The organism is Erwinia papayae (assembly GCF_058241465.1).
Map to the genome: position 1 here is coordinate 14,311 of NZ_JBZCHT010000009.1, position 25,396 is coordinate 39,706.

The 25,396-nt window shown below is 51.8% G+C and carries 20 protein-coding genes and 2 pseudogenes; 16 read left to right on the forward strand and 6 right to left on the reverse strand.

All coding sequences use genetic code 11. The features are described 5' to 3' along the window. Nucleotides 1-5: 5 nt before the first annotated feature. Complete coding sequence (gene acrD, locus AC3RPL_RS04740) at nucleotides 6-3,122, reverse strand: multidrug efflux RND transporter permease AcrD (protein WP_490739142.1); 3,117 nt, start codon at nucleotides 3,120-3,122, stop codon at nucleotides 6-8. Nucleotides 3,123-3,637: 515 nt separating this feature from the next. Here acrD and AC3RPL_RS04745 point away from each other — a divergent pair. The 4 genes from AC3RPL_RS04745 to AC3RPL_RS04760 all read left to right on the forward strand — a co-directional run bounded on the left by AC3RPL_RS04745 (nucleotide 3,638) and on the right by AC3RPL_RS04760 (nucleotide 8,308). After that, a complete protein-coding gene (locus tag AC3RPL_RS04745; RefSeq protein WP_034938294.1) occupies nucleotides 3,638-3,913 on the forward strand; it encodes a YdgH/BhsA/McbA family protein in 276 nt (91 codons plus the stop codon). 314 nt (nucleotides 3,914-4,227) lie between these two features. Continuing rightward, the gene (gene ansP, locus AC3RPL_RS04750) at nucleotides 4,228-5,697 is read left to right on the forward strand and encodes an L-asparagine permease (RefSeq protein ID WP_490739143.1); all 1,470 of its coding nucleotides are present in this window, start codon (nucleotides 4,228-4,230) and stop codon (nucleotides 5,695-5,697) included. 169 nt (nucleotides 5,698-5,866) lie between these two features. Then, entirely contained in the window at nucleotides 5,867-6,448 is a 582-nt protein-coding gene (nudK, locus tag AC3RPL_RS04755) for a GDP-mannose pyrophosphatase NudK (protein ID WP_034938291.1), read from the forward strand. Between the two features lie 771 nt (nucleotides 6,449-7,219). Next, complete coding sequence (locus AC3RPL_RS04760) at nucleotides 7,220-8,308, forward strand: DUF1176 domain-containing protein (RefSeq protein ID WP_490739144.1); 1,089 nt, start codon at nucleotides 7,220-7,222, stop codon at nucleotides 8,306-8,308. 23 nt (nucleotides 8,309-8,331) lie between these two features. Here the strand turns inward: AC3RPL_RS04760 and AC3RPL_RS04765 are convergent, their stop codons facing one another. Then, a complete protein-coding gene (locus AC3RPL_RS04765; RefSeq protein ID WP_490739145.1) occupies nucleotides 8,332-9,201 on the reverse strand; it encodes a LysR family transcriptional regulator in 870 nt (289 codons plus the stop codon). Nucleotides 9,202-9,300: 99 nt separating this feature from the next. On the opposite strand from AC3RPL_RS04765, the gene AC3RPL_RS04770 reads away from it, so the two are divergent. Both AC3RPL_RS04770 and AC3RPL_RS04775 read left to right on the forward strand, forming a co-directional pair. After that, nucleotides 9,301-9,804, forward strand: coding sequence for a phenolic acid decarboxylase (locus AC3RPL_RS04770; protein WP_490739146.1), 504 nt, complete (start codon nucleotides 9,301-9,303; stop codon nucleotides 9,802-9,804). A 45-nt stretch (nucleotides 9,805-9,849) separates the two neighbouring features. Beyond that, entirely contained in the window at nucleotides 9,850-10,707 is an 858-nt protein-coding gene (locus AC3RPL_RS04775) for an MBL fold metallo-hydrolase (protein ID WP_490739147.1), read from the forward strand. 147 nt (nucleotides 10,708-10,854) lie between these two features. On the opposite strand, the gene tkt is transcribed toward AC3RPL_RS04775, so the two are convergent. The 4 genes from tkt to amiA all read right to left on the reverse strand — a co-directional run bounded on the left by tkt (nucleotide 10,855) and on the right by amiA (nucleotide 16,190). After that, nucleotides 10,855-12,855, reverse strand: a complete 2,001-nt coding sequence (tkt, locus tag AC3RPL_RS04780) for a transketolase (protein ID WP_367166673.1) — start codon at nucleotides 12,853-12,855, stop codon at nucleotides 10,855-10,857. A gap of 59 nt (nucleotides 12,856-12,914) precedes the next feature. Beyond that, entirely contained in the window at nucleotides 12,915-13,865 is a 951-nt protein-coding gene (gene tal / locus AC3RPL_RS04785; protein WP_490739148.1) for a transaldolase, read from the reverse strand. Nucleotides 13,866-14,363: 498 nt separating this feature from the next. Further along, a complete protein-coding gene (gene hemF, locus AC3RPL_RS04790) occupies nucleotides 14,364-15,272 on the reverse strand; it encodes an oxygen-dependent coproporphyrinogen oxidase (RefSeq protein ID WP_490739149.1) in 909 nt (302 codons plus the stop codon). Between the two features lie 48 nt (nucleotides 15,273-15,320). Continuing rightward, nucleotides 15,321-16,190, reverse strand: coding sequence for an N-acetylmuramoyl-L-alanine amidase AmiA (gene amiA / locus AC3RPL_RS04795; protein WP_490739150.1), 870 nt, complete (start codon nucleotides 16,188-16,190; stop codon nucleotides 15,321-15,323). Nucleotides 16,191-16,519: 329 nt separating this feature from the next. On the opposite strand from amiA, the gene AC3RPL_RS04800 reads away from it, so the two are divergent. From AC3RPL_RS04800 to AC3RPL_RS04845, 10 genes and pseudogenes are all read left to right on the forward strand, one after another. After that, nucleotides 16,520-16,945 (forward strand): GNAT family acetyltransferase, encoded by a 426-nt coding sequence (locus tag AC3RPL_RS04800; RefSeq protein WP_034938690.1) that lies wholly within the window; start codon nucleotides 16,520-16,522, stop codon nucleotides 16,943-16,945. A 47-nt stretch (nucleotides 16,946-16,992) separates the two neighbouring features. Then, the gene (locus AC3RPL_RS04805) at nucleotides 16,993-17,448 is read left to right on the forward strand and encodes a DUF2919 domain-containing protein (protein ID WP_490739151.1); all 456 of its coding nucleotides are present in this window, start codon (nucleotides 16,993-16,995) and stop codon (nucleotides 17,446-17,448) included. 65 nt (nucleotides 17,449-17,513) lie between these two features. After that, on the forward strand, nucleotides 17,514-18,125 hold the full coding sequence (locus tag AC3RPL_RS04810; protein WP_490739152.1) for an RpoE-regulated lipoprotein: 612 nt from the start codon (nucleotides 17,514-17,516) through the stop codon (nucleotides 18,123-18,125). A 197-nt stretch (nucleotides 18,126-18,322) separates the two neighbouring features. Further along, nucleotides 18,323-19,339 (forward strand): sulfate ABC transporter substrate-binding protein, encoded by a 1,017-nt coding sequence (locus AC3RPL_RS04815; protein ID WP_490739153.1) that lies wholly within the window; start codon nucleotides 18,323-18,325, stop codon nucleotides 19,337-19,339. After that, on the forward strand, nucleotides 19,339-20,172 hold the full coding sequence (cysT, locus tag AC3RPL_RS04820; protein ID WP_490739154.1) for a sulfate/thiosulfate ABC transporter permease CysT: 834 nt from the start codon (nucleotides 19,339-19,341) through the stop codon (nucleotides 20,170-20,172). Before AC3RPL_RS04815 ends, cysT begins: the two co-directional genes overlap by 1 nt. Continuing rightward, nucleotides 20,172-21,048: pseudogene (cysW, locus tag AC3RPL_RS04825) on the forward strand (sulfate/thiosulfate ABC transporter permease CysW). Before cysT ends, cysW begins: the two are co-directional and overlap by 1 nt. Beyond that, nucleotides 21,038-22,126, forward strand: a complete 1,089-nt coding sequence (gene cysA / locus AC3RPL_RS04830) for a sulfate/thiosulfate ABC transporter ATP-binding protein CysA (protein ID WP_490739155.1) — start codon at nucleotides 21,038-21,040, stop codon at nucleotides 22,124-22,126. The pseudogene cysW and the gene cysA overlap by 11 nt, the downstream one beginning before the upstream one ends. A gap of 72 nt (nucleotides 22,127-22,198) precedes the next feature. After that, nucleotides 22,199-23,077 (forward strand): cysteine synthase CysM, encoded by an 879-nt coding sequence (gene cysM / locus AC3RPL_RS04835; RefSeq protein ID WP_490739156.1) that lies wholly within the window; start codon nucleotides 22,199-22,201, stop codon nucleotides 23,075-23,077. Between the two features lie 234 nt (nucleotides 23,078-23,311). Continuing rightward, nucleotides 23,312-23,992 (forward strand): response regulator transcription factor, encoded by a 681-nt coding sequence (locus AC3RPL_RS04840; RefSeq protein ID WP_490739157.1) that lies wholly within the window; start codon nucleotides 23,312-23,314, stop codon nucleotides 23,990-23,992. Beyond that, nucleotides 23,989-25,334 (forward strand): annotated as a pseudogene (locus AC3RPL_RS04845) (ATP-binding protein). Before AC3RPL_RS04840 ends, AC3RPL_RS04845 begins: the two are co-directional and overlap by 4 nt. Nucleotides 25,335-25,396: the final 62 nt, after the last annotated feature.

Genomic DNA, 25,396 nt, shown 5'->3' on the forward strand with positions numbered 1-25,396 from the left:
TTACCTCAATTCTGAGGTCCGCTTTTTACCGGAAAGCGTTGACGGACCAGCACGAAGAACAGAGGAACGAAGAAGATTGCCAGCACGGTTGCAGAAATCATTCCGCCCATCACCCCGGTGCCTACCGCATGTTGGCTGCTGGATCCTGCACCAGCGCTGATGGCCATCGGCAGTACGCCGAAGATAAATGCCAGGGAAGTCATCAAAATGGGACGCAGGCGCTGGCGCGAAGCTTCCAGCGTAGCCTCCAACAGGTCGCGGCCTTTACTGTTCATTTCATTGGCAAACTCGACGATCAGGATGGCGTTTTTGGCCGACAAACCGATTACCGTCAGCAGACCGACCTGAAAGTAAACATCATTTTCCAGGCCTCGCGCCCAGGTTGCCACCAGCGCGCCTACCACGCCCAGCGGCACCACCAGCATGACTGAGAAAGGAATTGACCAGCTTTCATACAGCGCAGCGAGGCAAAGGAACACCACCAGCAGTGAGATAGCATACAGCGCAGGAGCCTGAGAGCCGGTGAGACGCTCCTGATAAGAGGCCCCGGTCCATTGCAGACCAAAGCCACCGGGCAGCTGACTGACAATTTTTTCCATGATGTCCATTGCCGTACCGGTACTCACACCTGAGGCAGATTCACCGACAATCTCCACCGCTGAGTAGCCGTTATAACGCTCCAGGCGTGGCGAACCCGTTTCCCAGCGGGTGGTGGCAAAAGCTGAGAACGGCACCATGCCGCCACTGCTGTTGCGGACATACCACTTACTGATGTCGTCCGGTAACATGCGGAAAGGAGCCGCAGCCTGCACATAAACCTTTTTGACTCGCCCCCTGTCAAGGAAGTCATTGACATAAGTTGAACCCCAGCCGGTTTGTAGCGTGTTATTGATATCATCAATCGCCACGCCGAGCGCCTGTGCTTTGCGCTGGTCTATGTCAATACGCAACTGCGGGGTGTCATCCAGTCCGTTATGACGAACGCGAGTCAACGCCGGATTCTCGTCTGCCAGCGCCAGTAAGCGATTGCGAGCCTGCATCAGTGCATCGTGTCCCATTCCGGCATGGTCCTGTAACTCCATGTCAAAACCTGCTGAGTTACCCATTCCGGTAATTGCAGGCGGGCTGCTGGCAATGACCCGTCCTTCCTTAATTTTTTTAAAAGCATGGGTGGCTCGCTCGATAATGGCGAAAGAGCTGTTTTCGCTTCCTGGCCGGTCTGCCCAGTCTTTCAGGCGGACAAACATGCGGGCCACATTCTGACCATTGCCGCCGGGTCCGGCCCCGATGGTTGAGAACACTGACAGAACATTATCTTTCTCACTGGTGAGATAGTACTGCTCCACCTTGTTCACTACCTTTGCGGTTTGTTGCAGGGTAGCTCCTAGCGGTAATTGCACCTGCGTGGTAAAGACGCCTCTGTCTTCCAGCGGCAGAAAGGAGGTGGGCAGATGCAGAAAAAGAAATGCCATGCCACCAATAATCAGCATATACAGCATCAGCCAGCGTCCGGCTCTGGCGAGAATTCTGGCCACCCCGCGCTCATAGCGTGCGGCATTATTGTTAAAGGTGCGGTTGAACCAGCCAAAAAAACCACGTCGGCCGTGATGATGCCCCTTCGGAAGCGGCTTAAGCAGTGTAGCGCACAGGGCAGGGGTGAGAACCATCGCCACCAGTACTGACAGCACCATAGCGGAAACGATGGTGATGGAGAACTGACGATAGATAGCGCCCGTGGTGCCACCAAAAAATGCCATCGGAATAAATACCGCCGACAGCACCAGCGCGATGCCAACCAACGCGCCCTGAATCTGTCCCATCGATTTTCGCGTGGCATCTCTCGGCGACAGGCCCTCCTCACTCATGATCCTTTCGACGTTTTCCACCACCACGATGGCATCATCCACCAGCAGGCCTATCGCCAGCACCATGGCAAACATGGTTAGCGTATTGATACTAAAACCACAGGCGGAGAGGGTGGCAAAGGTGCCCAGAAGCACTACCGGTACGGCGATAGTTGGGATGAGCGTGGCGCGAAAATTTTGCAGAAACAAATACATGACCACGAACACCAACAGCACGGCCTCAATCAGCGTTTTTACTACGTCTTCAATCGAAGCAGTTACAAAAGGTGTTGTTTCGTAGGCAATCTCGGCTTTCAGCCCGTGAGGAAAGTAGTGGGAGAGCTCGGCAATGCGCGCCCGCACCAGCTTATCGGTTTTTAACTCGTTAGCACCTGAGGCCAGTTTAACCCCCAGACCTGAGGCGGGTTGACCATTATACTGACTCAGATAGTCATACTTCTCTGCACCCAGAGCCACCTCTGCCACATCGCTGAGTTTTACCTCGGATCCATCCTGATTGACCCGCAGAGTAATATTGCGGAACTGTTCGGGTGTGGTGAGCAGTGACTGAGAGTTGATGGTCGCATTCAACGCCTGTTTATCCACCGAGGGCAGACCGCCTAACTGGCCGACGGCGACCTGACTGTTTTGCGATTCAATGGCGCTGACGATATCAGAGGTCGTCAGCGAATAATTAACCATTTTATTGGGATCGAGCCAGATACGCATGGCATATTGCGAACCATAAGCGTCAACCTGGCCGACCCCGTCAATACGACTTAATGGATCCTGCACGTTGCTGGCGACGTAGTCAGCAATATCCTGTTTATCCATACTGCCATCGGTCGAGACAAAGGCCACCATCAGAATATTTGTGTCGCCGGTTTTGGTGACGGTGACGCCCTGAGACTGAACATCCTGAGGCAGTTTACGCAGCGCGGTTTGTAACTGATTTTGTACCTGCTGTCGCGCTTCATCAGGATTAGTACCGGCAACAAACGTCAGGGTAATGGTGGCCTGCCCGGTGTTACTGCTCTGAGAGGACATATACATCAGATTATCGATACCGGTCATGTTTTGTTCGATAACCTGAGTCACGGTATTTTCCAGCGTTTCAGCCGACGCACCAGGATAGTTGGCGGTGATACGGACATTGGGCGGCGCGAGATCGGGGTATTGCTCTACCGGAAGTGAAAAAATAGCCAGAGTGCCGGTCAGGCAAAGCAAAATTGCTATCACCCAGGCAAAAATCGGGCGGTCGATAAAAAAATTCGCCATTGAATTTTTAACTCCAGGCTATTTATCGGGAAATGGACGCACATCGCGTCGGATATGAATATTGAAGACGCTGCCGGAACAAATTTTTCAGATTATTCAATATGCTTCGACATCAACTCACTTTACCTGCCATACCCCGGATAATCGTGGAGAAATTGAGAAGAAAGTGTAAATTATCGTACTGATGACTCTGTATCTGGCCAGCGCTTTATCAGAGGCGTCGGCCAGTATCTGCTTTGTTAAATGGGGCGGCAGAAAAGTGAATATGTTTGCTTGAAATGACCTGAATATGCCGATAAGTTGGCAATTAATCAGCAGCGATCTGTTCCATATTCATATCAGGTTACATTTACAATAAAAAGCAACTTAAGTTGACGATTCTTGGTAGAGCGCTTCACTTGCATCACAATCCTTTAACGCATTTACGTCACACAAACGCAGTTTTTCATTAGCCTGTTCATAATTATCCCCGTTATCAGATACAACCCCTGACAGAACTCAACGAGGACGATTCTATGAACATTAAATTCCCGGTACTTTTCGCTGCTGCCGTTGTTGCTGCCACCTCATTTTCCACACTTGCTGCAACCCAGATTGATCAGAGCCAGAGCCAGGATTTACAGGAGATAGGGGTAGTTTCCGTTTCCGGTGTGCGTGGCTCCATTGATGATGCCACCCATAAGTTGAGACAGAAAGCCGAAGAGATGGGGGCATCCCACTATCGCATCATTGGCGTTGACAACCCTGGTGACTCAAGTCAGTGGACTGGCACTGCGCAGATCTACCGCTAATTCAGATATCCCTCCCATGTAGCTCAGATTTACCCTTCCTTGCCTTGTGGCCGCCTGGTGCGGCCTTTTTTTTTGCGCTGTCTGGCAAAAATTACAAAAGGTCACGATTTCCGCTCCAGATTTTTTGCGTCAACATTACAGAACGGTTAGGATGCATCGCCGCAATTTACCTGCTTCCGTTAAGAAGATAACTACAGGAAGCAGTGGCTTGCCCGGACGTTTGCGCAGTAACGCAAACGTTTGGTTGGCATGTGTAAACCAGAACACCCGGGATGGGCTGCCGTATCACTGTGGACAGGATAATAGGATAGAAAATGAAAGCTGATAAAAAGGCGGTTGCAGAGAAACGCGCCGCAAGAAGACGTTGGTTAAATTCTCATGATTCCGGCTATCAGAAAGCGATGGACAATCGTCATGTGCAGATGATTGCTATTGGTGGGGCGATTGGGACGGGGCTTTTTCTTGGTGCCGGTGCCCGTTTACAGATTGCCGGTCCTGCACTGGCTGTTGTCTACTTAGTCTGCGGTATCTTCTCTTTCTTTATACTTCGCGCCCTCGGCGAACTGGTATTACATCGTCCTTCCAGTGGTAGCTTTGTCTCTTACGCTCGTGAGTTTCTTGGTGAAAAAGCCTCTTATGTGGCCGGTTGGATGTACTTTGTCAACTGGGCGATGACCGGCATTGTCGATATCACCGCAGTGGCGCTGTATATGCACTATTGGGGAGCTTTTGGCGATGTACCACAGTGGGTGTTTGCCCTGGGTGCGCTGGCCATTGTCGGAACCATGAACATGATCGGTGTGAAGTGGTTTGCTGAAATGGAGTTCTGGTTTGCGCTGGTCAAAGTACTGGCTATCGTCATCTTCCTGATTGTTGGCGTGGTATTTCTGGGAAGTGGCAAGCCGCTGGATGGTAATGCCACTGGCTTCCATCTTATTTCCGATAATGGCGGCTTCTTCCCTCATGGTTTGATGGCCGCACTGGTACTGGTTCAGGGGGTGGTGTTTGCCTTTGCCTCTATTGAACTGGTGGGCACCGCCGCAGGTGAGTGCAAAGACCCAAAAACCATGCTGCCAAAAGCTATCAACAGTGTGATCTGGCGCATCGGTCTGTTTTATGTTGGATCGGTAGTGTTGCTGGTGCTGTTGTTACCGTGGAATGCCTACCAGGCCGGTCAGAGCCCATTTGTCACCTTCTTTACGAAACTCGGTGTACCTTATGTCGGCAGTATTATGAACATTGTGGTACTCAGTGCCGCGTTGTCCAGCCTCAACTCTGGCTTGTATTCCACGGGGCGTATTCTGCGCTCGATGTCTATGGGCGGATCTGCGCCGCAGTTCATGTCAAAAATGAGCGGTCAGCAAGTCCCTTACATGGGGATTCTGGTTACCATCGGTGTTTATATTATCGGTGTATGGCTTAACTACATCGTGCCATCACGGGTATTCGAAATTGTACTGAACGTGGCTTCTCTGGGGATTATCTCTTTCTGGGCCTTTATCGTGGTCTGTCAGATGCGTCTGCGTAAAGCGATAAAAGAAGGTCGTGCTGAAGATGTCAGTTTCAAACTGCCGTGGGCACCGTTCACATCGTGGCTGACACTGCTGTTTCTGGCCAGCGTGCTGGTTCTGATGGCGTTTGACTACCCGAATGGCACCTGGACTATTGCTTCCGTACCGCTGATTGCTGTGATTCTGATCCTTGGCTGGTTTGGCGTGCGTAAGCGTGTTCATCAGGTGGCGCAGACGGAACACCAGCAGGTAAAAGAAGACGTTAAGAAATAAGAGTGCCCGCTGCCGGACGCGCTGCGCTGGCAGCAGACCAGCGTAAGGAAAGCGTTGGTCTGCGCGGATACGGTGGCCGGGTTGTTACCGCATTCAGTTAGCCGCAGGCTGGTTTTCCTGGGGCACGCGCTCTATGATGACAGGCTCCCGCAAACGCTACGGAGCCTGTATGTCAGCCAAAATTGAAGTCATCAAAAACAAAATCCTGTCAGATAACTGGTTCGTCCTGCGTAATTTTACTTACGATCTCATTGCCAACGATGGTTCAACCCTCCGCCACAAACGTGAAGTCTATGACCGGGGTAACGGTGCCACCATCCTGTTATATAACCGGGAAAAAAACAGCGTCATTCTTACACGCCAGTTCCGCATTGCAACCTGGGTAAACGGTAACGAGAGCGGGATGTTGATCGAGGCCTGTGCCGGACTTCTGGATGATGACTCGCCTGAAGACTGCATCCGTAAAGAAGCGATTGAAGAGACCGGCTATCAGGTGGGAGAAGTAAGAAAGCTGTTTGAAATGTATATGTCACCCGGCGGCGTAACCGAGTTAATTCACTTTTTTGCCGCAGAATACAATGACTCCCTGCGCGCTAATGCGGGTGGAGGCGTTGATGATGAGGATATTGACGTGATGGAAATCACTTTTCCTCAGGCCTGGGCGATGGTCAAAAGCGGGCGGATCAAAGATGGCAAGACGGTGATGCTGTTACAGCAGGCGTTAATCGAAGGCTGGTTGAAACTGGTTTAAGCAGACTGAAACCATCGTTGGTCATGCGGGAACTGGCGCTGTTTCTCACAGAAACCTGATCTTGATGCCCCAGGGTTTAAAAGGTTTCAGGTTCAACTACCGGGATTGCGTTTCTGATGGCGTGTTGCTTCGTTGGCCCAGGAGTGCCGTCGCATTAAGCAGACAGCGCTCAACAGATTATTTCTTCGCATGAAATAATAAGTGTGCTGGCTCCATTCGGATGGCTTTAGACCGTTGTGGCAATCATCGATCTTTTTCCTGTCTGCTTAAAATCAAGAAGGGATGGTTCAGGTGATATACTGGAATGGATTAATTAAAAATCTTCTTTGAAAACGGCGGTCTTTTTTAACGGAACTTATTAAGTGCCAGATTTTGTTAATCTGTATTTATTCAGTCTTCAGCAATAAATAATGTAAGATTCTTTTTTTTGCATTCCAGATAGTGATTCTGATCACAAGAATATCATCATTTCAGTACCACCTCCGGCAATAAAGAAAGGGGGGTTAATCACTGATAAAAAAGAATTTTGTCTCGATTCCAGGTGCTGATTACCCTGAGCAGGCACCAAAGTTTGTCCGATTAATCTGATTGTGCAGACAGTTCCCTCCCGGCATGATGCAACGATTACGCAATTGCATATTAAAGAGGCATGTGTCGCTTATTAAGCGAATCAATGCGCGTTTTTTGTGGGTTCAGATAATTACCTTCTGCTGAAGGTCAGCTATTACGCTATATTTACTCTTCTTTATTATTCAGGGAACCCTGTTATCAATGCGCTACTGGATGAACTGCCTTTTAGCGATGTTGCTATTCACAGCTTCGCTACATGCGCAACCACTGCAAAAAATTTTTTCTGACTGGCAAATTACCTGTAATAATCTTAATTATTGTGTGGCGCGTAATTTCCCGGCAGATAATGGTCTGGTGATGACTATTGCCCGTCATGCGGGGAGTAATGACCGTCCTTTGCTGCGCATTGATTATGGCAGTCCATATGCTAATGAACTAAGTGGTGCCGCGTTGAAAGACAGCCTTCTTCTGGACGGGCGACGGTTGAAACCCGATCTCAAACACTGGGAGGTACAACCTCACCATCTGACGACGGCACATGCGATCGCCATCGACGAATTTCTGGTTCAGACTCTGAATGCCGATAACATCCAGCTGCTATATCGACCCGCCGCTGCCATCTCGCTACATGGTCTGAAGGCCTCACTGTTGCTGATGGATGAAGTGCAGGGCCGGGTGAACGGAATGAGTGCCTGGGTAAAACAGGGCAGCCGTGCTGCCAGCGATGTGCCCCCCGAACCATCGATGCCAGTGATTGTTCCACCTGTGAATCCGCCGCAGGCGCTGACGCGCAGTGAAAGTACCGGCCTGATTGACTTCGGTACATGGCGGATTAATGCCGATGAGTGTTCGCTTGATCCCCAGCGGCGTGAAGTCAGCGTTTCTCCCTTAAATGACAAAAAAGCCTTGTTACTGGTGAGCTGTGAAATGGGGGCATATAACGTTATCGACAGGGCTTACGAAGTAACCCGCAGTGAACCTTATGTGCTACAGCAGATCACTCTGACGCTACCATTTGCACCACCCGGCAATACTTACAAACAGATGGAGCTGGTCAATGCCGCCTTCGATCCTGATACCAGTCAACTGGTGACCTTCAGTAAAGGCAGGGGATTGGGTGATTGCGGAGTAACGTCACGCTGGCAATACACCGGCAGTGAATTTGTACTGGTGGAATATGCTCAGGAACAGACCTGTGATGCCTGGCATGGTAGCGATGACTGGCCGACAATGTGGACCAGCCTGACACAGCCCCGCACCGTGGTGGGGGAAGTGGAGATGAGTCCCTGATTGCATCCCAGGGCCGCTGATTCTTAATCGCCGTTCTCTTTAACCGCTTCCCTGAACAGATCGAGCAGCGTCAGCATTTGCGGGTCGAGCGTAATGAGATCTTTTTTGACCAGCAAATGTAGCGGTGTTGCTCTGAGCACGCCACTCTGTAGCGGCAGACGTTTCAGCTGACCCGAGGTCAGTTCGTTACTGATTCGTTCTGCTGGTAGCCAGCCATATCCCACCTGATGCATTACGGCTTCAATGGCTGCTTCAATAGTGGAAAATGACCAGGATTCACCACTGCCATGAGCGATCTCTTTTCTGTCGGCGATACGAATCAGGGGATACTGCGCAAGTAACTCCTCGTGTATTGGGCCATCTTGCTGTAGCAGGGGATGATCCCGCTGTGCAACAGCGACGAAATTAACATTCATCAGCCATTCACCGCGCCCGGTCAAATCCTGCCTGCGGGTCACAATCATCACATCTGCATCACTGCTGTCGTTGGCATGTGATTCCAGAACTTCGCTGAGGTTAATCTGGGTATGGGGATGAATTTGCTGGAAACGTCTCAGCACCGAAAACAGGATGCTGCGGGGAAAAATAGTATCAACCAGCAAATCAAGGCGGGTACGGAAACCTTCGCGAACGGATGAGGCCCAGGCTTCCACCGAATGAAAGGTTGCCAGTAGCGGCCGTACCTGTGCCAGTAACAATTCTCCGGCGGGAGTCAGCACTGCCCTGCGCCCCTGTGGTTCAAGCAGTGTTACGCCCAGCCTTTTCTGCAAAATAGCCAGATTGTAACTGACAGACGACTGACTGCGATGGGTGACTTCTGCTGCTCTGGCAAAGCTGCCCTGATCGACAACTTCACTCAGCAGGCTCCACTGTTCAAGCGTCGTTTTATGCATTTTGATCTGATTTTTGAATGAATTTTATCGAAAATTAGCGTTTTTTATTCATAAAGTGAAGCATTAACCTTATCTCATTGCAAAGATGAGGAGAAAAAGATGAACACTTTTGATAAACAGAATCTGGATGGCATTACTGGCAAACATCTGGTTTACACCTATGACAACGGCTGGAATTACGAGCTGTATATTAAAAATGAAAACACGGTTGATTACCGCATTCACAGCGGTATGGTGGGTAATCGCTGGGTGAAAAATCAGCATGTTTATATCGTACGGGTTGCGGAGGATATTTATAAAATTTCCTGGAGTGAGCCAACCGGCACGGATGTCAGCCTGATTGCTAATTTGGGGGATAAATTATTTCATGGCACCATTTTTTTCCCTCGTTGGGTAATGAATGAGCCACAAAAAACCGTTTGCTTTCAGAATGACCATTTATCGGAAATGGCCAGCTATCGTGAGCAGGGACCAGCATATCCCACTGAAGTGATTGATGAATTTGCAACCATCACCTTTGTCCGCAACTGTGGCAAAGACAACGAGACGGTCATTGACTGTCCGGCCAGCGAGCTGCCCGCGAATTTTCCAGACAATCTTTAAGAGGAAAGAGCGGGATGCGCTTTCATTGTTATAAGGAACATATACATGCAACTGACGACGAAAGTATTTATCAGCAGTGATAACCACAATGGCTTTGGCGTGAGTTCAACGATCATTCTGGGGGAGAATGAAGCCATACTGGTTGACGCACAGTTCACCCTTGCCAATGCGCACCGGCTGGTGGCGGAAATCATCGAAACTGGCCGGAACCTGACGCGCATCTTCATTACTCATTTGCACCCGGACCATTTCCTTGGGGTGGAAGTGATTAAATCTGTCTTTCCTGCTGCTGAAGTGATCGCATATAAGCAGGTCGCTGCTGATGTCAGTGATGCCTGGGATTTTAAAATCGATTACTGGGGCAGGGAGGTGCTGAAAGAAAACGGTGCCACCCGCAAATTTGCCATCAGAGAGATTGAAGAAGATACGCTGCTACTGGAAGGTCAGCAGATTAAAATTGTTGGTGTGATGAGCGGTGACTGCATAACCGTCACGCCTTTATGGATCCCCTCGATCCACACTCTGATTGCTTATGATGTGGTCTTTTCCGATGCGCATGTCTGGATGGCCGACATGCGTACGCCGGAGCGAATAGCAGGATGGATGGCGAGTCTGGACAGGCTTGAGGCGCTGGGCGCTAAGACAGTGATCCCCGGTCATTCGCCCATCAGATCCTCACTCTCTCCTTCGGCAATTGGTTTCACCCGCCGGTATATTGGTGATTTTATCAAAGCATTACATCGGACGGAGAACAGTCGGCAGCTCATCGCGGAGATAGACAGAATTTATCCAGGATTGCCCGTCAGGATCTGTCTTGAGTACAGCGCCCGGATTTTAAAAGACCATTATGTCTGGCCTGGCGACTGGCCGCCCTCTCTGCGGGAAATGGCCTGTACACTTTGATTCTGGCGCATCCGCCAGCGGTTGATGACTGTTGAACTGTCGTTTATGGCGTGGAATGAGACCAGTCAGCGAGATAAAAAATGCACCTGAGAATGCGGACGCCCATTCGTCAGGTGCAACGTTCAGTCGGGGACGAATCCCTGTTTATCAGCGAGGTTTCAACAGTGCTTCAGCATGACTGACAATGTTTTCTACCGTAAAGCCAAACTCGGTAAACAGTTTGTCTGCCGGAGCTGACTCGCCGAAACCTGTCATACCAACAATGGCGCCATTAAGACCAACATATTTGAACCAGTAATCTGCGATTCCGGCTTCCACCGCTACGCGGGCGCTGACCGTTGATGGCAACACTGATTCGCGGTAGGCCACTTCCTGCTTGTCGAACAGGTCGGTGGACGGCATGGAAACCACGCGCACCTGGTGACCACTGACGCTCAGTTTTTCCGCTGCAAGCAGCGTAATTTCCACTTCCGAACCGGTTGCAATCAGGATCACATCGGGCGTGCCCTGCGAATCTTTCAGCACATAGCCGCCACGAGCAATATTTTGTAACTGCTGTTCGTCACGTGCGGGCTGAGCCAGATTCTGGCGGGAGAGGATCAGTGCGGTCGGACCATGATGACGCTCAATTGCCTGCTGCCATGCCACTGCGGTTTCCACCTGATCGCAGGGACGCCATACGCTCATATTCGGCGTTACGCGCAGGCTGGCGAGCTGCTCAACAGGCTGATGGGTGGGGCCATCTTCCCCCAGTCCGATAGAGTCATGGGTGTAGACCAGTATCTGACGTGCTTTCATCAGCGCCGCCATGCGCACGGCATTTCGGGCGTATTCAACAAACATCAGGAAGGTGGCGGTGTAAGGGATAAAACCACCATGCAGCGCAATACCGTTGCCGATTGCCGTCATGCCGAATTCGCGAACGCCGTAGTGGATGTAATTCCCGGCATGATCTTCATTAATGGACTTTGAGCCTGACCAGATTGTCAGATTACTCGGTGCCAAATCGGCAGAGCCTCCCAACAACTCTGGCAGGGTTTTGCCCCAGGCTTCCAGGGTGTTTTGCGAAGCCTTACGGCTGGCAATTTTTTGCGGGTTGGCCTGCAAATGGGCGATAAACTTCTGCGTCTCCTGCTGCCAGGCATCGGGCATAGTACCGTGCATCCGGCGGGTAAATTCTGCCGCCAGTTCCGGGAATGCCGCCTGATAAGCTGAAAACTTCTCATTCCATGACTTTTCGTATTTCGCACCGGCTTCTTTGCCATCCCACTGAGCATAAATCTCTTTCGGGATCTCGAACGGAGGATAATTCCAGCCCAGCTGTTTACGGGTCAGCGCGACTTCTTCTGCGCCCAGTGCCGCACCGTGTGCTTCTTCTTTACCGGCTTTATTTGGAGAACCGAAACCGATGGTCGTTTTACAGATCAGTAATGAGGGTTTGTCGGTAACGCTTTGCGCTTCTTTAATAGCTTTACTGACCGCATCGGGATTGTGACCATCAATATCGCGAATGACATGCCAGTGGTAGGCCTCAAATCGTTCGGCGGTGTCGTCGGTGAACCAGCCTTCCACTTCACCGTCGATTGAGATACCGTTGTGGTCATAAAAACCAATCAGCTTGCCAAGGCCCAGCGTCCCGGCAAGGGAACAGACCTCATGAGAAATCCCTTCCATCAGACAGCCATCACCCATAAATACCCAGGTATGGTGATCGACAATGTCGTGACCTTCACGGTTGAACTGTGCGGCCAGGGTACGTTCTGCAATCGCCATGCCCACCGCGTTTGCCAGACCCTGCCCCAGAGGACCGGTAGTGGTTTCCACCCCTGCGGTGTAGCCATACTCCGGATGACCGGGGGTTTTGGAGTGCAACTGACGGAAGTTTTCCAGCTCAGACATCGGCAAATCATAGCCGGTGAGATGCAGCAGGCTGTACAGCAACATTGAGCCGTGGCCGTTGGACAGGACAAAACGGTCGCGATCGGCCCATGCCGGATTTGCCGGGTTATGGTGCATAAAATCACGCCACAATACCTCAGCAATATCTGCCATACCCATAGGGGCACCGGGATGGCCGGAATTAGCTTTCTGCACGGCATCCATACTCAGCGCACGGATTGCATTAGCCAGTTCTCTACGTGAAGACATATTTTTCTCCCTGCAATTGGGGCGGAGAGCAGGGCAAAGCCTGCTCATTCTGAATAACGTTACAGCTTAGCAGACAGCACATCTTCCAGCTTTTGCTGGTCAACGGCGAACTGGCGAATACCTTCTGCCAGTTTATCGACTGCCATGGCATCCTGGTTGTGTTCCCAGCGGAATTCGGCTTCTGAAAGCGGAGCTGGGTGGTGGAAGGCCTCAGTTGATGGCGTCAGTTTACGTTCAACCGGCGCATCGCTGGCCTGCAACTCTTTCAGCAGGTCAGGTGAAATGGTCAGGCGGTCACAACCGGCAAGTGCGAGGATCTGCTCCGTTTTACGGAAGCTGGCCCCCATGATCACCGTGTTATAGCGATGCTGCTTGTAGTACTCATAGATTTTTCGCACGGATACCACACCCGGATCTTCATCAACTACGTAGGGTTGCTGAGGTTTGCGGCTGTTGTACCAGTCATAAATACGCCCGACAAACGGCGAAATAAGGAACACGCCCGCTTCCGCACAGGCACGCGCCTGAGCAAAAGAGAATAACAGGGTAAGGTTACAGTTGATGCCGTTCTTTTCCAGCTCTTCTGCGGCGCGGATCCCTTCCCAGGTTGAGGCCAGCTTGATCAGAATACGTGAACGGTCAATCCCGTTGTCTTCGTACATCCGTACCAGTTTTTCGGCTTTACTGACGCACATGCCGCGATCAAAAGAGAGGCGGGCATCCACTTCGGTGGAGACGCGACCCGGCACGCTTTTCAGGATCTCCATACCCAGATTGACGGCCACTTTATCACTGGCATTAATAATTTGCGTTTCTTTGCTACCGCCCTGTTTTCTGGCGTAATCAACTGCATCAGTAATCAGATGTTTATAAGAGTCCAGACCGGAAGCTTTAAGAATCAGAGAGGGGTTGGTGGTGGCATCTTCGGGATGGTAGTTACGGATTGATTCGATATCGCCACTGTCAGCCACCACGGTGGTGTGTTGTTTCAGTGCGTCTAGCTGGTTCATCTCATAGCTCCTTGATGTGCAATGTGCAAAAACAAACAGGGCCGCGCGGAGGAGGGAATTTTCATCAGGGCAGCGCCGGTACTCCCCGACACGGTGAATTTTTCAGACCAGACAGTGCATCAGACATTCGGTAATGGGAATGCGTTTTCTCTGATTGTTGCAATGGGTTGGTCCAATGAATGGCCGGCGGGCAGACAAAAGTACAGTTAACTATAGCAGCTCTGTGAAGTTGCGCGCTGGCACGGCCGCTGACTATCCTGTCATCCCACTGTCAGCAATAGTGTGACGCGCAGCGGATTTATGCGTGTATTCGCTTTACAAGATGGTGCTGCGTTGTTACTGACGGCTGAGAATGACGGAGGGGCGGGCGGTCGTGCCAGAGTAAACCACTAGGCTAAGCAAGCCTGGCTGACATAATCCGGCCACAGGAGGAGCAGGCCGGATAGCGGGTTGGTCGGGATTTAGCGTGGCAGGAGCGAAGAGCGCCACGCCTGCGGTTTAGATCCACTCTTTAACCGTCAGAAAATCGCTGTAAAGCGCGGCTTCTGGCGTACCTGGCTCTGGTTGATAGTCGTATTCCCAACGTACCAACGGTGGCAGTGACATCAGAATTGACTCAGTACGACCGCCGGTCTGCAAGCCGAACAGCGTGCCACGATCCCATACCAGATTGAATTCAACATAGCGCCCGCGCCGATAAAGCTGAAACTGACGTTCGCGTTCGCCCCAGGGCAAATCTTTACGTCTGGCGACGATGGGCAGATAAGCGTCGAGGAAACCTCTTCCTACGGCCTGAATAAACCGGAAACCGTAGTCAAAATCGGGGCTGTTAAGATCGTCGAAAAATAAGCCGCCGATACCGCGCTGCTCATTACGGTGCTTAAGGAAGAAGTAATCGTCACACCATTTTTTATAACGTGGATAGACATCTTCACCAAAAGGCTGGCACAGCCTGGCTGCGGTTTGATGCCAGTGCACCGCATCTTCGGTGAAACCATAATAGGGTGTCATATCAAAGCCGCCGCCAAACCACCATACCGGATCGGCGCCGGGTTTTTCAGCAATGAAAAAACGGACATTGGCATGGCTGGTTGGCACCCAGGGGTTTTCCGGATGGATCACCAGTGATACGCCCATTGCCTCAAAACTCCGGCCAGCCAGTTCTGGCCGATGTGCCGTAGCGGAAGCGGGCATTTGATCGCCGTGGACGTGAGAGAAATTAACCCCGGCCTGTTCGAAAACGGCACCATTACGCAGGACGCGACTGCGTCCACCGCCGCCGCCTTCGCGGTTCCAGCTATCTTCAGCAAAGGACGCGCTGCCATCAGCCTGAGCCAGTTGCTGACAAATAAGGTCCTGTAAATCCAGCAAAAACTGTTTAACCTGAGCGGTGTCGGGAACGTTCATAACCAACCTTAAGTTAAAAATTAATGCGCGTAGTATACGGAAAAAGGATCAGCCGGGGCGACGGTTATTTGCATCAAATTCGTTAAAGTAGCTGATAATTCCGTCGGTGATGGCACTGGCAATCTTCTGACGAAAGGCGGTGGTGCCCAGCAGGCGTTCCTCTGTCGGATTAGTAATGAAAGACGTTTCTACCAGTACCGAGGGGATAGAAGGCGATTTCAGTACGGCAAAGGCGGCCTGTTCAGTGTGCTGGCTGTGCAGATGGTGCACGGGACGGATCTGATTAAGCACGTGTTTTCCCAGCGTCAGGCTGTTCTTAATCGTGTCCGTTTGCACCAGATCGAACAGGACCTGTTGCAGATAGTGATCTTTCTGCGCTGCTTTTACTCCGCCGACTTCATCCGCCGCGTTTTCGCGCTGGGACAGATAGCGGGCCATACTGCTGCTGGCTCCCCGGTTGGAAAGAGCAAAGACGGATGCGCCGTTGGCATCCTGACTGGTAAACCCGTCGGCATGAATCGACATAAAAAGGCTGGCACCGTGCTGGTGGGCAATTTCAACGCGCTCACCCAGCGGAATAAAATGGTCGGTTTCACGGGTCAGTCGCGCTTCAATATGTGGATGGGTGCTGAGCAGATGACGGATGTGGCTGGCAATTTCCAGTACCACATGCTTCTCTTCGGAACCTTCTTCGCCCACCGCGCCTGAATCAATTCCGCCGTGGCCGGGATCAATCATCACGATTTTTTTCCCGTTACTGGCAACGGTTGGGGCATTGCTGCCCGGGGAGCTACCTTTAAAAACGTTATGCTCTTCCTTAGCCCTGACCGGCTTGTTAGCCAGCAATGCCAGTGCGAGACCGGATAGCAGCAGATTGCGACGGCTGGTAAGTGGGGTCAACGGGCCAAACTTTTTCATTACTACATCCTCAGCGCATAAAGTGCTTACTGTTATAGCGCAAGGTTAACGTAGCTGCGAGAAAGGAACTATTTCAACGTCTTACTGTATTGCAGCAGGCTAACAGATGACGAGACGCCCCATGGCGGTCAAATGTTTGATGGGATTGTTTGTATGCACCTCTGTAAAGCATATTCCAGTGATGTCTCTCTTTTCTGAACCGGCGAAAAAACCAGACAGCCAGAGACGGGCATTGAACGGCTTTTTTTATGATTAATTCCTGCCAGGCTTGCACCGGCGAAGGAAAGCGTGATAATCAGCAAATTATGATTAACATCTGGGGTAACGTCATTGAAATCCGCGTATTCAACCAGGACGATTTTGAAGAAGTGATCACCCTCTGGGAGCGTTGCGATCTGTTGCGCCCGTGGAACGATCCGGAAATGGATATTGAGCGTAAGCTCAATCATGATCCTGATTTGTTTCTGGTGGCGGTGGTGGGCGGAGAAATTGTTGGCACGCTGATGGGCGGTTACGACGGTCATCGCGGCTCGGCTTACTATCTTGGCGTCCATCCTGATTATCAGGGACGCGGATTTGCTAATGCATTGATCAACCGGCTGGAGAAAAAGCTGATTGCCCGTGGTTGCCCGAAAATCAATGTCATGGTGCGTGAAGAAAACGACGCCGTGTTGGGTTTCTATGAAAAGCTGGACTATGAACAGCAGGACAGCCTGCTGCTGGGCAAACGTCTGATTGAAGACCGTGAATATTAACCGTCCGGGTGACCTGCCGTCACCCAGCCTTCCCCCGCTGTGAGCCAATGAAACTGATTTATTCTCCGGATGATTATGATGCCCGTGGACAGCTCAGGTTACCTGCTGCTTTCTGGATGATTTTATTGCTTCAGGCCCGGACCTGGGTGCTGTTTGTGATGGCTGGCGCGTCGCGACAGCAGGGGGCAGAGCTACTGGCATTATTTTACCCGGATACGCAGGCATTCTGGACGGGTATTGGTCTGGGGATCCCGGCGGTACTGGGGCTGTTGCTGACGGGATATCGACAGCGCTTTCCGCGTCTGTGGCAGGCCTGGAGATGGGTACTTTGCCTGACCTTGCTGGCGATAGTGGCTCAGCAGGGAGTGCGGTTGTGGCAGGAGAATGAGCCAGTGGCCCCCCTGGTGGTGTTATTTACCTTGCTGGACCTTACGGGACTGATTTATCTGGCGTCTGGTCGCCGCATCAGAGACTGTTTTGACCCGGCGTTGTCTGCCGGATAAAACTTTTTAGCTGAAACGCACTCCAAGCCACTAAATTAACGTTATCTGTTTTAACCGGAGCCGTAATGAAGACTGTTCGCCCACTATTAATTGCCGCCGCATTAATGATTGCCGGCTGTGCCAGTTCTGGCGATGCCCGGGGCGCTGACAGTGGCGCAAGCTGGTGGAACCCGCTCAGCTGGTCCTGGTCAGCCGCCGCACCCTGGAACTGGTTTGGTTCCTCCTTACAGGTCACTGAGCAGGGTATCGGCACATTGAACGCCGCTACGCCCATGAATGAAGAAGCGATCAGTGCCGCGCTGAAGAATAACTATCAGATACGCAAAGGGATGCGCGGTGAAAATGGCAGCGTGGTGACGTTCTTCCAGGGCGTTGAAGATAAGAAAGTCAGGATTGTGGTTAACGGCACGACGACGGTCAGCCAGATTGAAGTGAGCGATCCTGCCATTACCACTTCAGACGGTAAAAAAATGGGTACCCCTTTTAGCGAGCTGTACAGCAAGGCATTTGGTGCCTGTCTGAAAATGTCCGGTAGCGAAGGTGTTGAGTGCAAAGCGCCTGGTAGCCAGCACATCAGCTACGTCTTCAGCGGAGAGTGGCATGGTCCTGAAGGATTACTTCCTGCCGATGAGACGCTCAAAAAATGGACCATCAGCAAAATTATCTGGCGTAAATAATGTCCGCAACAGGCCGTCATCTGACGGCTTTTTTAATTCCTCTTTTTCTGACTCCTGCATAAACAATTCCATCCGCTTATAGCTTTTTAAGCTTGCAAATCACCAAACGGTATATAAAAGCGTTACAGGTTTTTCTCGGGTTATAAATAAACTGGCGACTGTTGAAGGCAGGTTCCGGACTGAATACAGGGTAGAAAATGACGTTAGCGATATTGCAAAAATTTCTTGGTGGTGCCGCTGTTACCCTGTTGCTGGCCGGTACCGTGCAGGCAACAGAACTGCTGAACAGTTCTTATGATGTCTCCCGTGAACTGTTTGTCGCGCTTAATAAGCCTTTTGAGCAGCAGTGGGCAACAGAAAATAATGGCGACAGGCTGACAATCCGCCAGTCACATGCCGGTTCGTCAAAACAGGCGCTGGCTATTTTGCAGGGTCTTAAGGCGGATGTGGTGACCTACAATCAGGTGACGGATGTACAGATCCTTCACGATCGCGGCAATCTGATCCCGGCCGACTGGCAGAAACGTCTGCCAGACAACAGTTCGCCATTTTATTCGACGATGGCTTTCCTGGTGCGCAAGGGAAATCCTAAAAACATTCACAGCTGGCAGGATCTGACCCGAAGTGACGTTAAGCTTGTCTTTCCAAATCCTAAAACCTCCGGTAATGGTCGCTATACTTACCTGGCCGCAATGGGTGCAGCAAAGCTGGCTGACGGTAACGACAGTGCTAAAACGGCGCAGTTTATGACGCGGCTGTTAAAAAATGTCGAGGTCTTCGATACCGGCGGGCGTGGAGCCACCACCACCTTTGTTGAGCGTGGTCAGGGCGACGTGCTGATTAGTTTTGAATCGGAAGTAAACAATATTCGTCATCAATACGCCGCAGAGGGTTACGAGGTGGTGGTGCCTGAGAACAATATTCTGGCTGAGTTTCCGGTGACGTGGATTGATAAAAACGTTGCGGCAAATCATACCGAGAAAGTGGCCAGAGCCTATCTGGACTACCTCTACAGCCCGACTGCGCAAAAGATTATTACCGACTTTTACTATCGGGTGAACAGCCATGAGTTGATGGCGGCGCAGGGCGATCGTTTTCCTCCTGTCAAATTGTTTCAGGTAGAGGAAATGTTCGGTGACTGGCAGCAGGTAATGAAAACGCAGTTCGCTAACGGTGGTGAACTGGATAAGTTGTTAGCAGCGGGACATCAGTAATGTTTGCCAGCAAAAATAAGCGCGTATTGCCAGGTTTTGGTATCAGTCTGGGCAGCAGCCTGTTTTTCACCTGTCTGATCCTGCTTCTGCCGATCAGTGCACTGTTAATGCAGCTCTCGCACATGACGCTGGCACAGTACTGGGAGGTGGTAACCAATCCGCAGATGGTCGCGGCATACAAAGTCACTCTGCTGTCGGCGGCTGTGGCATCTGTTTTTAATGCTTTTTTTGGCATGCTGATGGCGTGGATCCTTACCCGTTACCGTTTTCCTGGCCGGGCACTGCTGGATGGGCTGATGGATCTTCCTTTTGCTCTGCCGACGGCGGTTGCCGGTTTGACGCTGGCGGGGTTGTTTTCGGTCAATGGCTGGTATGGACAGTGGCTGGCGCAGTTCGACATTAAAGTCTCTTACACCTGGCTGGGTATTGCCGTGGCGATGGCCTTCACCAGCATCCCGTTTGTGGTCCGCACGGTGCAACCGGTACTGGAAGAGCTGGGTCCTGAATATGAAGAAGCGGCTGAAACCCTTGGCGCCAGCCCGTTTCAGAGTTTTCGTCGTGTGGTACTGCCCGAAGTGGCCCCGGCGCTCCTGGCGGGAACGGCGCTTTCATTTACCCGCAGTATTGGTGAATTCGGCGCGGTAATTTTTATCGCCGGCAATATCGCCTGGAAAACAGAAGTAGCTTCGCTGATGATTTTTGTCCGACTTCAGGAGTTTGACTATCCGGCTGCCAGCGCTATCGCGTCGGTGATCCTTGCCGCATCGCTGTTGCTGTTGTTTGCAATCAATATCCTGCAAAGCCGTTTTGGCCGACGTCTCGGAGGTCACTAATGGCTGATATTACTGAACTCAAACCATCGGCACGAAGCCGTAGCAGCTGGAGCAAGTGGCTGCTTATCGCGCTGGGGATGATCTTTTCTGTTGGCCTGTTGGTGGTGCCGCTTATCGCTATCTTCGCCAGTGCTTTTGAGCAGGGCATGGTCGCGATGTTCAGCAATCTGAAAGATGGCGATATGCTGCACTCAATCTGGTTAACCGTGCTGATGGCGCTGATCACCGTGCCGGTGAATCTGGTGTTTGGTACGCTGCTGGCGTGGCTGGTGACAAGGTTCAGCTTTCCCGGACGACAGTTACTGCTGACACTATTCGATATTCCTTTCGCCGTGTCGCCTGTGGTGGCCGGGCTGATGTATTTGTTGTTCTGGGGCGTCAATGGTCCGGCCGGTGGCTGGCTGGATGCGCATAACATTCAGCTGATGTTCTCATGGCCAGGCATGGCAATGGTCACCATTTTTGTTACCTGCCCGTTTGTGGTTCGCGAACTGGTCCCGGTGATGCTTAGCCAGGGTAGCCACGAAGACGAAGCGGCAGTGTTATTAGGGGCTTCCGGTTGGAAAATGTTCTGGCGGGTGACGCTGCCGAATATTCGCTGGGCCATGCTTTATGGGCTGGTGCTGACCAATGCCCGGGCAATTGGTGAGTTTGGTGCGGTATCGGTGGTGTCCGGATCGATCCGCGGCGAAACCTATACGCTGCCATTACAGGTTGAATTACTTCATCAGGATTATAATACCGTAGGCGCATTTACCGCGGCGGGTCTGTTAACCCTGATGGCTATTGTCACTCTGTTTCTGAAAAGTGCATTGCAATGGCGTCTGGAACGTCAGAATAGTCGCCAGCATCAGGAGGGGGAATCATGAGCATTGAAATTACTAACATTAACAAATCGTTTGGTGCCACTCGCGTGCTTAAGGATATTTCACTGGATATCCCCTCTGGTCAGATGGTGGCGCTGCTGGGGCCATCCGGTTCGGGCAAAACCACGCTGCTGAGGATTATTGCCGGTCTTGAGAATCAGAACAGTGGCCGCCTCAGCTTTCATGGTGACGATGTCAGTGATCTGCATGCCCGCGACCGCCACGTCGGCTTTGTGTTTCAGCATTACGCTCTGTTCCGCCATATGACGGTATTCGATAACATTGCCTTTGGTCTGACCGTGTTACCCCGTCGGCAGCGTCCGTCTTCTGCGGCGATCAAAGAAAAGGTAAACCAGCTGTTGGAAATGGTGCAGCTTGGTCACCTGGCGGGACGATTTCCGGCACAGCTATCTGGTGGCCAGAAGCAGCGTGTGGCCCTGGCCAGGGCGCTGGCGGTCGAGCCGCAGATTTTACTGCTTGATGAGCCATTCGGCGCGCTGGATGCCCAGGTACGTAAAGAGTTGCGTCGCTGGCTGCGGCAGTTACATGAAGAGCTGAAATTTACCAGCGTCTTTGTTACTCACGATCAGGAAGAGGCTATGGAAGTGGCCGATCGTGTGGTGGTGATGAGTCAGGGGAATATTGAACAGGTGGGGACGCCGGATGAAGTCTGGCGCGATCCGGCCACCCGCTTTGTGCTTGAGTTCCTCGGCGAAGTCAACCGTTTTGACGGCGAAGTTCACGGTTCTCAGTTCCATGTGGGGGCACATCACTGGCCGCTCGGTTATACCTCGGCACATCAGGGGGAAGTGGAATTGTTCCTGCGCCCATGGGAAATCGATGTCAGCCGGCAGAGCAGTCTTGAAACGCCGCTCCCGGTTCAGGTACTCGAGGTCAGCCCGCGTGGGCACTACTGGCAACTGCTTGTCCAGCCTGTTGGCTGGAGCCAACAGCCGGTGACGCTGGTGATGGAGGGTAACCAGACGTCTCCGATTCGCGGTGAACGGCTGTTTGCCGGTTTACAGCAGGCGCGACTTTACAAAGGAGAGACACCTTTGCGGCAGGTTGCGTTTGCACAAAGTGCCTGATATTTTCGGGCAGAACAGGGTCGGGCTTGCCTGGCCTTTTTTTATCCTGCCTTTTGCGTGGACATCTGCATTGTGAATACCCTGGAACAGACCATTGGCAATACGCCGCTGATTAAATTGCAACGGCTTACCCCGGCTAACGGTAGCGAAATCTGGCTTAAGCTGGAAGGTAATAACCCCGCAGGCTCAGTAAAGGATCGTGCGGCGCTATCAATGATCCAGATGGCTGAAGAACGGGGTGAAATTCGTCCTGGCGACGTGCTGATTGAGGCAACCAGTGGCAACACCGGTATCGCGCTGGCAATGATCGCGGCGTTAAAAGGGTACAGGATTAAGCTGTTGATGCCGGAAAATATGAGCATTGAGCGCCAGGCGGCGATGCGAGCTTACGGGGCGGAGCTGCTACTGGTCAGCCGTGATCTGGGGATGGAAGGCGCACGCGATCTGGCGAACGCCATGCAATCCCGGGGGGAAGGAAAGGTGCTGGATCAGTTTAATAATCCGGACAACCCACTGGCACACTATCGTGGTACCGGTCCGGAAATCTGGCAGCAGTCAGCCGGGCGGCTGACACATTTTGTCTCCAGCATGGGAACCACAGGCACCATTAGTGGAGTAGGGCGATATCTCAAGGAACAAAGTGGCCGGGTGACCGTTGTTGGTCTGCAACCCGCAGAAGGAAGCAGTATTCCGGGAATTCGCCGCTGGCCTGCCGCCTATCAGCCTGCAATCTATCGTCCGGAGTTGGTTGACAGGGTTATGGATATCACACAGGCGGAAGCAACGCAGACCATGCGCTTAATGGCGCAGCGAGAAGGCATATTTTCGGGCGTCAGTTCCGGCGGCGCGGTAGCAGGTGCCTTACGCATTGCCGGGGAACAGCCCGGCAGTGTGATTGTGGCTATTGTCTGCGATCGTGGGGATCGCTATATCTCGACCGGAATTTATTAATTTTCGTAACATTAAAGCCGGAATTGTTCAGTCAGCTATTCCGGTTAGCCAGGTTAAAATTCACCCTCTTTCATGCCTTCTGTGTGTCCGTTTTTTGCCCTCTTCGCTATTTTATCCTGTTTTTGAAATTATCACCTTACAGGCTGACTGATACACTGTAAGGATTGGGTAAAATGTGCTGCGAAACTTGCCACAACGGGTGAAAATGGCGGCAACTATCCTGAGAGAATAAGTATGAAAATTTTACTGGTTGATGACGATCTTGAGCTGGGAACCATGCTCAGTCAGTATCTGATAGCCGAAGGATTCGACGCCTCGCTGGTGCTGAACGGTAAGGCGGGCATTGAGGGGGCGATGTCGGGAGAATACAGTGCGATGATCCTGGATATTATGCTGCCTGATATGAGTGGTATTGACGTGCTACGACAGGTACGGCAGAACTGCCGTTTGCCGGTCATCATGCTGACGGCTAAGGGCGATAATATTGACCGGGTCATCGTCCTGGAGATGGGTGCAGACGACTACGTGCCTAAACCCTGTTATCCTCGTGAACTGGTGGCGCGTTTGCGTGCGGTTCTGCGCCGTATTGATGAGCATCCGGTCGAAATTCAGAGCAAAGAGCTGGTCAGTTGGGGAGAGCTGACGATGAACCCGGCGACGCGCATCAGTGAGTGGCAGAAGCAGCCCTTTGACCTGACCGCTTCAGAGTTTAATCTGCTGGATCTGCTTCTGCGCTCACCCGATCGGGTGGTTTCAAAAGATGAACTCTCTGAGAAGGGGTTAGGGCGTCCACGTGAAGCCTACGATCGCAGTGTTGATGTGCATATCAGCAATATCCGCCAGAAACTGTCGGCCCTCACTAACGATGCCGTCAACATTGAAACGGTGCGTAGTATAGGTTATCGCATCAGATGAAAGCAGGTTACCCCGGTTTTCTGTTCTGGAAAATTCTGCTCGGCTTCTGGCTGACGTTTTTGCTGATGAGTCAGCTGTTATGGCTGGGTTTTCAGGTATACGGCAAACACCATGAACCACCAGAAAATCTGGCGGCGCGGCGTATCGTTAATCTGCAAATGACCTCAGCCGTTTCAGTGTTGCAGCGAGGCGGGATGGAAGCGCTGAATGACATGATGGCGGACTGGTCCAATAGCGACAGGCGTTTTTTCTCGGTACGGGTAATGCCGAAGCCACCACAAGAGCAGCCCAGAAGCAATCTTGATCGTAATTTACGTCCTGGCGAATTCCCGAAGGAAGTTATCGAATGGGTGACCGGCGCGGATGGTCAGCAATATCAATTGCGTTACGACGTGCAGGCTTTGCGTGAAGACAGCAATATGGGTGGCCCACGCCGCAGTTTCCTGAATGTTCCTGAACCTTTTCTTTTTATCGGTGGCGGTGGGGGATTACTGTTCAGCCTTTTTCTTGCCTGGAATCTGACCAGACCGATGCGTCAGCTACGAGGTGGTTTTGATCGCGTTGCAAAAGGCGATCTGTCGGTACGTTTATTTCCAAAAATGCGCCGCCGCTATGATGAATTGTCGGTGGTGGCTCAGGATTTTGATGCCATGGTTGAGCGTCTTTCTGTGCTGGTTAAGGCACGTGAGGAATTGCTGCATGACGTCTCTCATGAGCTGCGTTCACCCCTTGCCCGTTTACAGTTGGCAACCGGCCTTGCCCGGCAGACGCCCGAAATGCTGACGCAGTCGCTGGACCGTATTGATGATGAAGCCCGTCGGCTGGATAAGATGATTGGCGAGTTGTTGACACTGTCACGTGCCGAACATGAGACGTTGCCTGATGAGCAATATTTTGATCTGCTGGGATTACTTGAGGCGGTCGCGAATGATGCGCGTTATGAAGCTCAGATCCCCGGAGTGGAGATTCTGTTAGTTGCCGAGCAGGAGTGTGATTATACAGTTAAAGGCGATGCGAAGCTGATTCGCTCGGCGGTGGAAAATGTGGTGCGCAACGCTCTGCGTTTTTCACTGCACGGTCAACAGGTGAAAATTACCCTGCGTCAGGAAAATGGCTGGCTATCAGCGTCAGCGATCAGGGGCCGGGTGTGGACGCCGATAAACTCTCCAGTATTTTTGATCCTTTCGTCCGGGTGAATTCACCTTTATCGGGCAAAGGCTACGGTCTGGGATTATCAATAGTACGCAAAGTTCTGCTGGCACATCAGGGTGAAGTCAGTGCCGTTAACGGTAAGGACGGTGGGCTGGAACTGACGCTTCGTCTGCCGCATTGGGTGGTTTAAGCACCTGACCGAATGCTATCATCTCTGCCTTTCAGCATTTGTGTTCACCTTAATGAGGTAAG